Genomic DNA, 12,505 nt, shown 5'->3' on the forward strand with positions numbered 1-12,505 from the left:
GGACAATGGCGACCATGAGCGACCCCACGACCACGCGGGCCGCCGTCGGCGGGGGCCCGGACGTGGACCCCGCCGCCCGCGACCGCCTCGCCGCCCTGGCCCGCGAGCTCGCCGTCGTGCACGGCCGCGTCACCCTGTCCTCGGGGCGGGAGGCCGACTGGTACGTCGACATGCGCCGGATCAGCCTCCATCACGAGGCCGCCCCGCTCATCGGCCGGCTGCTGCGGGAGATGACCGCGGACTGGGCCTACGACGCCGCCGGGGGCCTCACGATGGGCGCCGACCCGGTGGGCGCGGCGATCCTGCACGCGCCCGGGCCGCCGGTCGACGCCTTCGTGGTGCGCAAGGAGGCCAAGGCGCACGGGATGCAGCGGCGGATCGAGGGGCCCGACGTGGCCGGGCGCCGGGTCCTCGTCGTCGAGGACACCTCCACCACCGGCGACAGCCCCGTCACCGCGCTGGACGCGCTGCGGGAGGCCGGTGCCGAGGTCGTGGGGGTCGCGACGATCGTGGACCGCGACACCGGGGCCGCGGGGGTCATCGAGGGGCGCGGGGTGCCCTACCGCTCCCTGCTCGGGCTCGCCGACCTCGGCCTCGGGTGACCGACGAGCCCGGGCCCACCGAGTGGACCGTGGGGGAGCCGGAGGTCGGTGTCGGTCCGTGGCCGGGCGGCCCGGACGCGTGGCCCGACGACCCGCGGCTCGACCCCGAGCTGCTCGCGGGCGGCGACCGGCGCAACGTCGTCGACCGGTACCGCTACTGGCGGCGGGAGGCCGTCGTCGCCGACCTCGACATCCGGCGGCACCCGTTCCACGTCGCGATCGAGAACCTCCGGCACGACGCCAACATCGGCACCGTGGTGCGGACCGCGAACGCGTTCCTGGCCGCGGCGGTGCACATCGTGGGCCGGCGTCGCTGGAACCGCCGCGGCGCGATGGTCACCGACCGCTACCAGCACGTGGTGCACCACGCGGACGTGGCCGCCCTCGCGGCGTGGGCCCGCGCCGAGGGCCTCACGGTGGTCGCGGTGGAGAACGGCCCGGGCGCGCTGCCGCTGGAGACCACCGAGCTCCCGGAGCGGTGCGTGCTGCTCTTCGGGCAGGAGGGGACGGGCCTGAGCCCCGAGGCGGCCGCGGCGGCGGACCTCGTCGTCTCGATCGCCCAGTTCGGCTCGACCCGGTCGATCAACGCCGGCGTCGCGGCGGGCATCGCCATGCACGCGTGGATCCGGGCCCACGCGGGGTGAGTCTCAGCCCTGCCGGTGACGGGGGATCTGGGTGGTCGGCGCGTCGTCGTCGGCGCCGTCGAGGGTCTCCTCGGCGGGGTTCGACGCCGCGAGCTTGCGCTCCCGGCGGGCCTGCAGGGCCTCGATCCCGATCGGGATGAGCGAGAGCAGGACGACGAGGACGAGCATCGCCTCGATGTTGTTCTTCACGACGTCGAACTGGCCCAGGACCGCCCCGAGCACCGTCACCCCGACCGCCCAGAGCACGCCGCCGATCGCGGAGAAGACCAGGAACCGTCGCGGGTCCATCCGCCCGACGCCGGCCATCACGGTGATGAACGTCCGGACGATCGGCACGAACCGGCCGAGAACGATGGCCCGGTTGCCGTACTTGTCGAAGAACTTCTGGGTCCGTTCGACGTTCTCGCGCTTGAAGAGCCGTGAGTCGGGCTTGTCGAAGATCGCGGGTCCGGCGGCCCGGCCGATCCAGTAGCCGCACGCGTTGCCCACGAAGGCGGCGATCGCGAGCACGATGCACACCAGCCACAGCGGTGTCTCGATCAGGCCGGTCGTGGCGGCGAGGCCGGTGATGAACAGCAGCGAGTCGCCCGGCAGGAAGAACCCGATCAGCAGACCGCACTCGGCGAAGATGATGAGCGCCACGCCGAGGAGGGCCCACGGTCCGAGTCCGGAGATGATGTGGCTCGGGTCGAGCCACGTCGGTCCGAGGGCGACGATGGTGGTGGCGTCGGCAGGCGGCACGACGGTCACGGTACCGACGCCACGTGAGACGGCGATGTGCGCCCGGACGGCAGAGCGCCCGATCGGGGACGGATCAGGCCGGCAGGAGCAGCGAGAGCACGCCGATCGCCCCGCCCACCACGCCGCCGGCGAGCAGCGCGACGACGCTCCACCACGCCACGGTGGCCGCGCTCCAGGGCGTGGAGCCGGCGGCCGGCGACGGGCCGACGGGTGCGGGCCGGGCGGGCCCGACCCGCGGGTCCGGGCCGTAGGGGCGCGCCGGGCCGCCGAATCCCCCGGACGTGGGACCGGGGCGCACCGGCGCGGTCGGCGGGGCCGCCGGCATCGGGGGCCGCGGCCGGCCGGGCGGGGGGACGAGGTTCCCGGAGCGGGGCGCCGGCACGTCGGGGCGTGCCGGGTGCTCGGCGGGGGCCGGCGCGGGACGGGCCTGGTCGCGCTGGTCGGGCCGGCGGACGCGGCCGAGCGGGCGGAACCGGCGGCGGCCGGCGTCCTGGTCTCCCCGCTCCCCGGACGCGGGATCCGTCGTGGCGGGCGAGGGCGCGGGGTTCTCGACGCGCGGGGTCGACACGCCGCCGGCGGCGTGGGCCCGCAGCGCCTCGGACAGCAGCCGCTCGTCACTCATCGCCGTGGATCGTAGCCGCGGGGCCCGGACGTACCCCAGGGTCGTGCGGGACAGCGGTGGTCACACCGCGGTGGGCGGCTCCGGACGGACGATCACCGACCGCCCGTCGGCGCAGCGCCCGCAGCTCACCGATCGGGGGAACCGTCAGGCGCCGGCCCCGACGATCTTGGAGATCGCGTCGAGGCCGCGGCTCGCGGTCGACTTGACGGTGCCCCGGCTGATGCCGGTGGCCTCGGCGATCTCGGCCTCGGAGAGCCCGCCGTAGTAGCGCAGGACCAGGACCTCGCGCTGGCGCCGGGGCAGCTGCCCGAGCGCCGACACCACCGCCTGGTGCTCGGCCGAGAGCATCGCGAGCGATTCCGCCGACCGGGCGTCCGCGGTGTGCGGCGGCGTGTACTCCCGGGCGGTGCGGCGGCGCCGCAGGACCGACCGCGAGCCGTTGACCACGGCGGTGCGCAGGTAGCCGAGCGCGGCGTTCTCGTCGCGCAGCCGCGACCAGTGCCGGTGCAGGCCGGTGAAGGCCTCCTGGACGACGTCCTCGGCGGTCGCCGGGTCGTCCACGAGCAGGATGGCGAGGCGCACGAACCGCATGCGGTGCTCGCGGTAGAGGTCCTCGAGGGTGCGTGGGCCCTCCGGCGGTGCCTCCGCCCCGGGAGCGGGAGCCTCGGCGGCGGGCCAGGGGCCGGGGGCCGGCGCCGGGCCGGGCGGCGCGGGCCGGCCGTTGCCGGGGTGGCCGGGCCCGGGTCTGCCGGGCGCGGGCCGCGTGCCCACCGCCGGGCGGGGCTCCGACCGAGGCGCCGGCGGGGCCGCGGCATGGACGACGGAGGCGTCGGCCCCCGTCACGGCATCGAGCGCACGCAGGCTGCCCAGCGTGCGTTCGATCGCGCTCTCCACCGGCTCGACCACGCCTCCGACGATAGACCAGCCCCCCGACGGCCCCGGGGCGGAGGAGCGTCGTGACACCCGGTGCCGGAGCTGCTCCGGACGGGGACCGCCCCACCGGGGCGGGAGAAGTCGTCCGCCCACGTCACGACGGGCGTGCACGGGCCCTCGCGACGGGCATACTGCCCGCGCCGGGCGTGCACCGTCGCAGCCACGACAGGGCCGGCGCCCGGCGGAGTCCGGGAGACGACCGGGACTGCACACGCGCCGACCAGGGAGCCACCATGCCGATCGCGACCCCCGAGGTCTACAACGAGATGCTCGACCGGGCGAAGGCCAACCGCTTCGCCTACCCGGCCATCAACTGCACCTCGTCGGAGACCATCAACGCTGCGCTGCGCGGGTTCGCCGAGGCCGAGAGCGACGGCATCATCCAGTTCTCCACCGGCGGGTCGGAGTTCGGCTCCGGCCAGGCCGTCAAGGACATGGTGACCGGCGCGAGCGCCCTCGCCGAGTTCGCCCACGTGGTCGCAGAGAAGTACTCGGTCAACGTCGCCCTGCACACCGACCACTGCCCGAAGGACAAGCTCGACGCCTTCGTCCGGCCGCTGATCGACATCTCGCAGGAGCGCGTCAACCGCGGCGAGAACCCGCTGTTCCAGTCCCACATGTGGGACGGCTCCGCGGTGGAGCTGCACGAGAACCTCGAGATCGCCCAGGAGCTCCTGGAGAAGTGCGCCAAGGCGAAGATCATCCTGGAGATCGAGATCGGCGTGGTCGGCGGTGAGGAGGACGGCGTCGCCAACGACATCAACGAGAAGCTCTACACCGCGCCGGGCGACTACGAGCACACCGTCGAGGCCCTCGGTGCCGGTGAGAAGGGCCGCTACCTGCTCGCCGCGACGTTCGGCAACGTCCACGGCGTCTACAAGCCGGGCAACGTCAAGCTGCGCCCGTCCGTGCTCAAGGAGGGCCAGGAGGTCGCGGCCCGCAAGCTCGGCCTCCCCGAGGACTCGAAGCCCTTCGACCTGGTGTTCCACGGCGGGTCGGGCTCGCTCCTCGAGGAGATCCACGAGGCGCTGGACTACGGCGTGGTCAAGATGAACGTCGACACCGACACCCAGTACGCCTTCACCCGGCCCATCGCCGGGCACATGTTCACGAAGTACGACGGCGTGCTGAAGGTCGACGGCGAGGTCGGCGACAAGAAGGCCTACGACCCCCGCAGCTACCTCAAGGCCGCCGAGGTCGGGATGTCCGACCGCGTCGTCCAGGCGTGCGAGAACCTGCGTGCGACGGGGCAGTCGCTCGGCAAGTAGGCCGCAGGGTAGGCGCGGTACCAGCGCCCCCGACGCGCACGACCGGCCGGTTCGTGACCATCGATGGTCACGGACCGGCCGTTCGTACCGGGCGCTCCCGGCGCGCCACGGGCCCGCCGCCCGGAGTGGGACGATCGGGGGCATGACCATCCCGACCGGTCCCTCCGCCGACCACGGCCACAACCTCCTCGGGCCGACGCCCACCCTGCTGCCCGCCGATCCCCGGCCGACGTCCCGGCTGGACGCCGGCGAGGACCCGGCCGCCGTCGCCGCGGACCACCCGACCTCGAGCGCCGCGTGGGCGACGCTCGCGGAGCGGGCGCTGGACGCGGGCGAGACGATCGCCGCGTACGCCTACGCGCGCACCGGCTACCACCGCGGGCTGGACCAGCTGCGCCGCAACGGGTGGAAGGGCTTCGGCCCGGTGCCGGTCGACCACGTGCCCAACCAGGGCTTCCTGCGTTCCGTGGCGGTGCTGGCCCGGGCGAGCGCCACGATCGGCGAGGACGACGAGGCGCTGCGCTGCCGCGAGCTGCTGGACGACTGCGACCCGAAGGCCGCCGCCGCGCTCGGCGTCGTCTAGGGGCGTCGTCCAGGGGCGTCGTCCGGGGCGCCTCAGGAGGCCTGGCGCAGCGGCTCGTCGACGACGTCGACGGGCCGCGCGTCGACCACCAGCGGCTCCGGGTCCCTCACCGACTGGAGGTGACGCTGCGCAACCGGCCGGACCGGTGCGGCCTCGAGGCGCAGCGGCGGCCGGACCGGGCGCCGGCGGAACGGCGCGTCGAGGACCCGGGTCTCGAGCTTCTCCATGAGGACGGCCGCGATCAGCAGGAGCACCGGGATGAGGACCGCGACCAGCATGAACTGAACGTACCCCGGTCCGCGCGGGTCCGAACCTCCCGTCCGTCGAGGTCGGTCCGATCGGTGCAGCGCGGTCACCGCAGGTGTGTCGGCGGTCACCTGCCACCCACATGCGAGGCGGACACCGGGCGACCCGGCTCTCACCCACCGTCACCGCGAGGGAGCGGTCATGTCTCCGCGGGACGGACCAGCGTCCAGTCGACGGTGTGGCGGTACCAGCTGCGGCGCTCGAGCGGGCGGTCGTCGTCGACCCCGTCGCGACGCAGCGCGGCGGGCCGGCAGCCGAGGGTCGCCGCGCGGCCCCGGCCCCGGTGCTCGACCCCACGGCGCAGCCCGGCGAAGCGCCGCGCCCCGGTGACGGCCACCGCGACCCCGCCGACGTCGACCCCACCGATCTCGATCGGGCGACCGGCGGGATCGGGGCGCACGACGAGGCCGGCGGCGTCGCCGCGCAGCACCTCGTGCTCGTCGCAGTAGACGACGCCGTCGAACGGGCCCACCACGTGCTCCCCGGCGACCACGCCGCCCCGGTCGTCCCGCACGAGGGGCGCCGGCCGGGCGAGGCCGCGACGGGCGACGTCGAGGGCGGCGGCCCCGTCGGGCGGCAGGCCCCAGACGGTCGCGGCCACCGACGGCCCGAGCGGCACGAAGGCGACCGGCACCTCGAGCCGCTCGGTGCGCAGGAGCCGGACGAGCACCGCGGCCAGGTCGGCGTCGGTGCCGACGACGACGAGCCGCCCGCCCTGGCCGGCCCGGTCGAGCGTCGCCATGTCGAGCACGGGATCGACGTCCGGCTTCCCCGGCCGGGCCGGCACCCCGACCACGCGGGCCGTCTCCTTCGCCGCCGCGGTGGCGAGGCCGTCCTCCCAGCGGCGTCGGGCGCCGTCTCCGCAGGTCAGCACGACGAGCAGGCCCTCGCCACGGGACCGCGGTGTCGGATCGGCGGACAACTACGACTACCCTTCGGGTGCACGGGGTGGGCCAACGGGCGACCCGTGCGGCAGCACGCACGCGTCGGACCAGGGAGTGTCACATGCCGGCCATCGTCCTCATCGGCGCCCAGTGGGGCGACGAGGGCAAGGGCAAGGCCACCGACATCCTCGGTGGCGAGGTCGACTGGGTCGTCCGCTACCAGGGTGGCAACAACGCGGGCCACACGGTGGTGCTGCCCGACGGCGGGAAGTTCGCGCTGCACCTGATCCCGTCGGGGATCCTGACGCCCGGTGTCACGAACGTGATCGGCAACGGCGTCGTGGTGGATCCCGGGGTGCTGCTCGACGAGCTCGCGGGCCTCGAGGACCAGGGCGTGGACACGTCCAAGCTGCTGATCTCGGCCGACGCGCACCTGATCATGCCGTATCACGTGGCGATGGACAAAGTCACCGAGCGGTTCCTCGGCAAGAGCCGCATCGGCACCACCGGGCGCGGCATCGGCCCCGCCTACCAGGACAAGGTGGCCCGGGTCGGCGTCCGCGTGCAGGACGTCCTCGACGAGAAGATCCTGCGCCAGAAGGTCGAGGCCGCGCTCGACCTCAAGAACCAGATCCTCGTGAAGGTCTACAACCGGCGCGCGCTCGACGCCGACGAGGTGGCCGACCAGGTGCTCGGCCAGGCCGAGGGCTTCGCCCACCGCATCGCCGACACCCGCCTCGCGCTCAACCAGGCGCTCGAGCGGGGCGAGACGGTGCTGCTCGAGGGCTCCCAGGGCACGCTGCTCGACGTCGACCACGGCACCTATCCGTACGTGACCTCGTCGAACCCGACGGCGGGCGGTGCGTCGGCCGGGTCGGGGATCGGGCCGACGCGCATCGACCGCGTCATCGGGATCCTCAAGGCCTACACCACCCGCGTCGGGTCCGGCCCGTTCCCGACCGAGCTGTTCGACGACGACGGCGAGTACCTGCGCAAGCAGGGCGGGGAGTTCGGGGTGACCACCGGGCGCAGCCGGCGCTGCGGCTGGTTCGACGCCGTGATCGCCCGGTACGCGACCCGGGTCAACGGCCTCACCGACATCTTCCTCACCAAGCTCGACGTGCTCTCGAGCCTGCGCGAGGTCCCGATCTGCGTCGCCTACGAGATCGACGGCAAGCGGGTCGAGGACATGCCGATGACGCAGTCCGACCTGCACCACGCCAGGCCGGTGTACGAGCGGATGCCGGGCTGGTTCGAGGACCTCTCGGCCTGCCGCTCGTTCGACGACCTGCCGCCCGCGGCCCGCGACTACGTCGCGCGCATCGAGGAACTGTCGTACGCGCGGGTCTCCGCGATCGGGGTCGGTCCGGGTCGCGACGCCACCATCACGCGCTAGGGGGTGGCAGGTCCGCCCGGTCACCTAGACTGGTGACGTGGGCGCCTGTGAACACCTCATCGCTTCCAAGCACACCGACCAGCCCACCCCGTCGGTCGATCCGGACACCCCGGGCCTGATCTGCCCGGACTGCCGGGAGGCCGGGTACGACGTCTGGGCGCACCTGCGGATGTGCATGACGTGCGGGCACGTCGCGTGCTGCGACTCCAGCCCCCACCGGCACGCCACGGCGCACCACGAGGAGACGGGCCACCCGGTCATGCAGTCGTTCGAGCCGGGCGAGGCGTGGCGGTGGTGCTACGTCGACCGGCGGCTGCTGCCGCTGGTGCTGGCCGAGGACGGGGTCCCGACCGTCCACCGGTGAGCAGCGGTCAGCTCCAGGCGAGCAGGGCGGTGTCGCCGTTGTCGCTGAACAGCCCCTCGACGCCGAGGTCGCGGAAGCGCGCGTACTCGGCGAGCGCGTCGCCGTAGGCCGACCGCGGCGCGGCCTGCGCCGACGTCCCCGCCTGCCCGCGCCGCAGGGCCGGCGGGAGGAACTCGTTCTCGTTGCGGAACGTGTACGGCATCGTCTTCAGCCCCGCCGCGCGGGCGTCGGCGAGCAGCGTCGTGGGCTCGCCGTCGGGCCCGATCACCCGCTCCTTGGTCGGCCCGATCCACGCCGCGTAGCCCGCGATCTCCCGGAGGCCGTCGGGGGTGACGAGGTCGTCGTAGGTCCGCGGGTCGCCGGCGGCCACGAGGTCGGCGGGCGCGGTGCCGGGGCCGTCGAGGAGCTGGAGCAGCGGGCACCCGAGCTGGTCGTGCAGGCCGCGCAGCGTGGTCTCGAAGGACTGGACGAGCACGTGCGGGTCGTCGTCGAGACCCCGGCGGCGCAGGGTCGCCACCAGGCCCGGCTCGACGGGCAGCCCGATCGAGGCGAAGTACGTCGAGTGCTTGACCTCGGGGAGGATCCCGACGCGCCGTCCCCGCTCGCGGGAGAGGTCGTCGAGCAGGTCGAGGACCTCGTCGAGCGTGAGGACCTCGTCGCGGCCGTCGTAGAGCGTGTTGTGCGGGCGGGTCGCCGGGATCCGCTCGACCGCGCGCAGGGTCTTGAGCTCGGCCAGCGTGAAGTCGACGGTGAACCAGCCCTCGGTCTCCAGGGAGTCGATCACGCGGGTGGTCCGGCGGGACGCGAACTCCGGCCGCGCCGCGACGTCGGTGGTCCCGCCGATCTCCGGCTCGTGGCGGGCGACGAGGTGGCCGTCGCGCGTCGGGCAGAGGTCGACGTCGACCGCGTCCACCCCGAGCCGGGCCGCGAGCGAGTACGACTCCACCGTGTGCTCCGGCCGGTAGCCCGGCGTCCCCCGGTGCCCGACGATGGTCACGGCGCGCTGCGTGGCCCCCATGCGTCCGATCTTCTCCGGTCCCGGGGGTCGCCCGCAGGTCCGGGTGGCACACGGCACGTGAACACTCGGGGGGCGCGGCCCGTAGGGTCGGCGGCCGTGCGCGTCCTGGTCGTCGGGTCCGGAGCCCGCGAACACGCCCTGCTGCTGGCCCTCGCCGCCGACCCGGCGGTCACCGCGCTCGCCGCGGCGCCCGGCAACGCCGGCACGGCCGGCCTCGCCGAGCACCCGGGTCTCGCGGACCCGACGTCGGGTCCCGCCGTCGTGGACCTCGCGCGGCGGTGGAAGGCCGACCTCGTCGTCGTGGGCCCGGAGGCCCCGCTCGTCGCCGGGGTCGGCGACGCCCTGCGCGAGGCCGGCATCCCGTGCTTCGGCCCGACGGCGGCCGCGGCGCGGATCGAGGGCTCGAAGGCGTTCGCGAAGGACGTGATGGCCGCGGCGGGCGTCCCGACGGCGGCCTCGGAGGTCGTAGACACCCCCGCCCGGCTCGACGCGGTGCTCGACGAGTTCGGCGCGCCGTGGGTGGTCAAGGACGACGGCCTGGCCGCCGGGAAGGGCGTGCTCGTCACCACCGACCGCGACGACGCCCGGGCCCACGCCTGCGGGCTGCTCGAGGACGGCCACCCCGTGCTGTTCGAGTCCTTCCTCGACGGCCCCGAGGTGTCGCTGTTCTGCTGCGTGGACGGCACCGACGTGGTGCCGCTGCTCCCGGCGCAGGACGCCAAGCGCCTGGGCGACGACGACGCCGGGCCGAACACCGGCGGCATGGGCGCCTACGCGCCGCTGCCGTGGGCCCCGCCGTCGCTCGTGGACGACGTGGTGGAGCGGATCGTCCGGCCGGTCGCCGCCGAGATGGTGCGGCGGGGGACGCCGTTCTCCGGGCTGCTCTACGCCGGGCTGGCGCTCACCGCGTCGGGCCCGCAGGTGGTGGAGTTCAACGCCCGCTTCGGCGACCCCGAGACGCAGGCCGTGCTGGCGCTGATGCGCTCGTCGCTCTCCTCGCTGCTCCTCGCGACCGCGACCGGCCGGCTGGGCTCGGAACCGGCGCCCACCTGGGCCGACGGGTACGCGGTGACCGTGGTGGTCGCGGCCGAGGGCTACCCCGGCGCGGTCCGCACCGGCGAGGTGATCACCGGGTCGGAGGCACCCGGTGTGCTGCACGCGGGGACGCGGCGCCGCGACGACGGGGCGGTGGTCTCCGCCGGCGGCCGGGTCCTGTCCGTCGTCGGCACCGGGGACACGCTGGCCGAGGCGCGCGCGGACGCCTACGCCCGGGTCGGCGCCGTCCACCTGCCCGCCGGGCACGCCCGCACCGACATCGCCCGGGCGGCGGTCGAGGGGCGGATCGCCGTGCCGGGCTGAGTCCCGTTCGTGCAAGCCGAGCGTCGTTGCTTGCATCCAGTGGCAGGAAAGCCCCGTCGTCGCCCGGCCAGCGACGGACCATCGCTGACACCCGACGTCAGGATGGACCCTTCCTGACATCGGCCGACCCCGTGAGTTCCCGCGAACCACCACCGGCCGCGGCCGGTCCGACCTACCCTCGCGCCGTGCCCGATGTCGTCTACGGCTCCGCCGCGATCGAGCAGGCCCGCGTGTCCGCCGCGAGCCAGTCCCGCCGTATCCCGGCGCTCGCCGACCTGCTCGCCTCCGGTGACGAGCTGGGGGTGGACGGGCTCTCCTCGGGCGGGTCGCTGCTCGGGGCGCTGGCCGACCTGCGGGCAGCGCTCGAGGGCGAGCTGACGGCGGGCGGCGCGCGGATGGACGAGGTCGACCGCGCCCTCGACGCGACGCTGCGCTCGATGCAGGGTGCCGACGCCGAGGGCGCCGCCGGGGTGCGTGCCGTGACGCGTGGGGCGAGCGGGCTGCGTGCCGGGGCGCGGGGCCCGTCGTCGTCGGGACTGGGCGCCCTGGCCGCGCTGCGGTGAGCCGGTGGCGGGCTGGGGATACGACGTCGTGGGCGCGCTCGAGGCCACGCCGGGCACCGAGGAACTGCTCGCGATCGCGCGGCGGGTGGACCGGGTCGACGCCGCCGCGGTGACCGACCTCGGCCGCCGGCTCGCGTCCCTGGCGGACGGGATGGACGACGCGATGCGCACGGTGGCCGGAGGCGGCGACGACGTCGCGCGCGCCTGGCAGGGGCCCGGCGCCGACGCCTTCACCCGCTACACCGCCGACTTCGCCCGCGCCGGGTCCTCGACCGGCGACGCCGCCCGCGCCGCGCACCGCGAGCTCGCCGGGCTCGGGCGCACGCTGGCCTCGCTGCGCGACGAGGTGGCCGGGCACGTCTCCGACGCCCTCGACGCCGCGCACTCCGGCGTGGGCGTCTCCGGGACGGCGAGCGCCGCGGACGTCCGGGCCGCCGTCGCCGGGCCGACCGCCCGGGCCCGGTCGGCGCTGGCCCGCGCGGAGTCCGAGGTGGCGGACTGCGCCCGCCGGCTGCGCACGCTGACCGACGGGATGACCGGCTGGTCGCGGATGCGCTCGCCCGACGCCGGGGTCTCCGGGAGCTCGGGGGCGTCCTCGCGGTGGGCCGACCGCCGGCAGGTGACCCCCGGCGCCGACCACCCGGTGCAGGCCGCGCGGATCACCGGCGGGGACGACGGCGGGTCGGGGGACGGCGGGTCGGGTGATGGCGGGTCGGGGGACGACGCCGGGTCGCCCCACGCCACGCACTCCGGGTCCGGCAGCGCGCACCACGGCGACTCCGGGGACGACGGCGGGGCCGCCTCGGGGGACGACGGCGGCTCGGGCGAGGCCACGGCGGGGCCGGGCGGCGGTCCGCCGGGGAAGGTCGGCGACTGGATCCGTCGGGCCACCGCGATCCTCGCCCAGCACGGCGTGCCGGCGGACAAGATGGACCCGGACGCCATCGCGACGATCATCCACCACGAGTCGGGCGGCGACCCCGACGCGACCAACGGGTGGGACTCCAACGCGGCGAAGGGCACGCCCTCGATCGGCCTCATGCAGACGATCGGCCCGACCTTCGCCGCCCACAAGCTCCCCGGCCACGGCGACATCCACGACCCGGTCGACAACATCATCGCGGGGGTCCGGTACGCCATCGAGCGCTACGGCTCGGTCTCGCGCGTGCCCGGCGTCCAGGCCCTCGCGCACGGCCACGGCTACGTGGGCTACTAGATCCCC

The 12,505-nt window shown here is 75.3% G+C and carries 15 protein-coding genes; 9 read left to right on the forward strand and 6 right to left on the reverse strand.

Annotated elements, in window-relative coordinates; genetic code table 11:
- The first annotated feature begins 14 nt into the window (after positions 1-14).
- Positions 15-602 (forward strand): orotate phosphoribosyltransferase, encoded by a 588-nt coding sequence (locus HH311_RS19985; protein ID WP_169185438.1) that lies wholly within the window; start codon positions 15-17, stop codon positions 600-602.
- Positions 599-1,246 (forward strand): RNA methyltransferase, encoded by a 648-nt coding sequence (locus HH311_RS19990; protein WP_169185439.1) that lies wholly within the window; start codon positions 599-601, stop codon positions 1,244-1,246. Before HH311_RS19985 ends, HH311_RS19990 begins: the two co-directional genes overlap by 4 nt.
- Before the next feature lie 3 nt (positions 1,247-1,249).
- Here HH311_RS19990 and HH311_RS19995 read toward each other — a convergent pair whose 3' ends face one another.
- The 3 genes from HH311_RS19995 to HH311_RS20005 form a co-directional block, all read right to left on the reverse strand.
- The gene (locus HH311_RS19995) at positions 1,250-1,996 is read right to left on the reverse strand and encodes a DedA family protein (RefSeq protein WP_169185440.1); all 747 of its coding nucleotides are present in this window, start codon (positions 1,994-1,996) and stop codon (positions 1,250-1,252) included.
- A gap of 64 nt (positions 1,997-2,060) precedes the next feature.
- Complete coding sequence (locus HH311_RS20000; RefSeq protein ID WP_169185441.1) at positions 2,061-2,609, reverse strand: hypothetical protein; 549 nt, start codon at positions 2,607-2,609, stop codon at positions 2,061-2,063.
- Positions 2,610-2,753: 144 nt separating this feature from the next.
- On the reverse strand, positions 2,754-3,515 hold the full coding sequence (locus HH311_RS20005) for a SigE family RNA polymerase sigma factor (RefSeq protein WP_312030265.1): 762 nt from the start codon (positions 3,513-3,515) through the stop codon (positions 2,754-2,756).
- 260 nt (positions 3,516-3,775) lie between these two features.
- Here HH311_RS20005 and fbaA point away from each other — a divergent pair, with 260 nt between their 5' ends.
- The gene (gene fbaA / locus HH311_RS20010) at positions 3,776-4,810 is read left to right on the forward strand and encodes a class II fructose-bisphosphate aldolase (RefSeq protein ID WP_169185442.1); all 1,035 of its coding nucleotides are present in this window, start codon (positions 3,776-3,778) and stop codon (positions 4,808-4,810) included.
- A gap of 142 nt (positions 4,811-4,952) precedes the next feature.
- On the forward strand, positions 4,953-5,393 hold the full coding sequence (locus HH311_RS20015; RefSeq protein ID WP_169185443.1) for a DUF3151 domain-containing protein: 441 nt from the start codon (positions 4,953-4,955) through the stop codon (positions 5,391-5,393).
- 32 nt (positions 5,394-5,425) lie between these two features.
- On the opposite strand, the gene HH311_RS20020 is transcribed toward HH311_RS20015, so the two are convergent.
- Together HH311_RS20020 and HH311_RS20025 are read right to left on the reverse strand one after the other, a co-directional pair.
- Positions 5,426-5,671: a hypothetical protein gene (locus HH311_RS20020; protein ID WP_169185444.1), complete on the reverse strand. Its 246-nt coding sequence runs from the start codon at positions 5,669-5,671 to the stop codon at positions 5,426-5,428.
- 167 nt (positions 5,672-5,838) lie between these two features.
- A complete protein-coding gene (locus HH311_RS20025) occupies positions 5,839-6,621 on the reverse strand; it encodes a hypothetical protein (protein ID WP_211190509.1) in 783 nt (260 codons plus the stop codon).
- A gap of 83 nt (positions 6,622-6,704) precedes the next feature.
- Here HH311_RS20025 and HH311_RS20030 point away from each other — a divergent pair, with 83 nt between their 5' ends.
- Both HH311_RS20030 and HH311_RS20035 read left to right on the forward strand, forming a co-directional pair.
- Positions 6,705-7,979 (forward strand): adenylosuccinate synthase, encoded by a 1,275-nt coding sequence (locus HH311_RS20030; protein WP_169185445.1) that lies wholly within the window; start codon positions 6,705-6,707, stop codon positions 7,977-7,979.
- Between the two features lie 37 nt (positions 7,980-8,016).
- Positions 8,017-8,343, forward strand: a complete 327-nt coding sequence (locus HH311_RS20035) for a UBP-type zinc finger domain-containing protein (protein ID WP_169185446.1) — start codon at positions 8,017-8,019, stop codon at positions 8,341-8,343.
- A gap of 7 nt (positions 8,344-8,350) precedes the next feature.
- Here the strand turns inward: HH311_RS20035 and HH311_RS20040 are convergent, their stop codons facing one another.
- A complete protein-coding gene (locus HH311_RS20040) occupies positions 8,351-9,361 on the reverse strand; it encodes a glycerophosphodiester phosphodiesterase family protein (RefSeq protein WP_169185447.1) in 1,011 nt (336 codons plus the stop codon).
- Between the two features lie 96 nt (positions 9,362-9,457).
- Between HH311_RS20040 and purD the strand changes: the two genes are divergently transcribed.
- The 3 genes from purD to HH311_RS31030 all read left to right on the forward strand — a co-directional run bounded on the left by purD (position 9,458) and on the right by HH311_RS31030 (position 12,499).
- Positions 9,458-10,720: a phosphoribosylamine--glycine ligase gene (gene purD, locus HH311_RS20045; RefSeq protein WP_169185448.1), complete on the forward strand. Its 1,263-nt coding sequence runs from the start codon at positions 9,458-9,460 to the stop codon at positions 10,718-10,720.
- A gap of 185 nt (positions 10,721-10,905) precedes the next feature.
- Entirely contained in the window at positions 10,906-11,283 is a 378-nt protein-coding gene (locus HH311_RS20050; RefSeq protein ID WP_169185449.1) for a hypothetical protein, read from the forward strand.
- Between the two features lie 4 nt (positions 11,284-11,287).
- Positions 11,288-12,499: a transglycosylase SLT domain-containing protein gene (locus HH311_RS31030; RefSeq protein WP_312030267.1), complete on the forward strand. Its 1,212-nt coding sequence runs from the start codon at positions 11,288-11,290 to the stop codon at positions 12,497-12,499.
- Positions 12,500-12,505 lie beyond the last annotated feature (6 nt).

This window comes from Actinomycetospora sp. TBRC 11914 (assembly GCF_012933465.1).
Taxonomy (GTDB): domain Bacteria; phylum Actinomycetota; class Actinomycetes; order Mycobacteriales; family Pseudonocardiaceae; genus Actinomycetospora.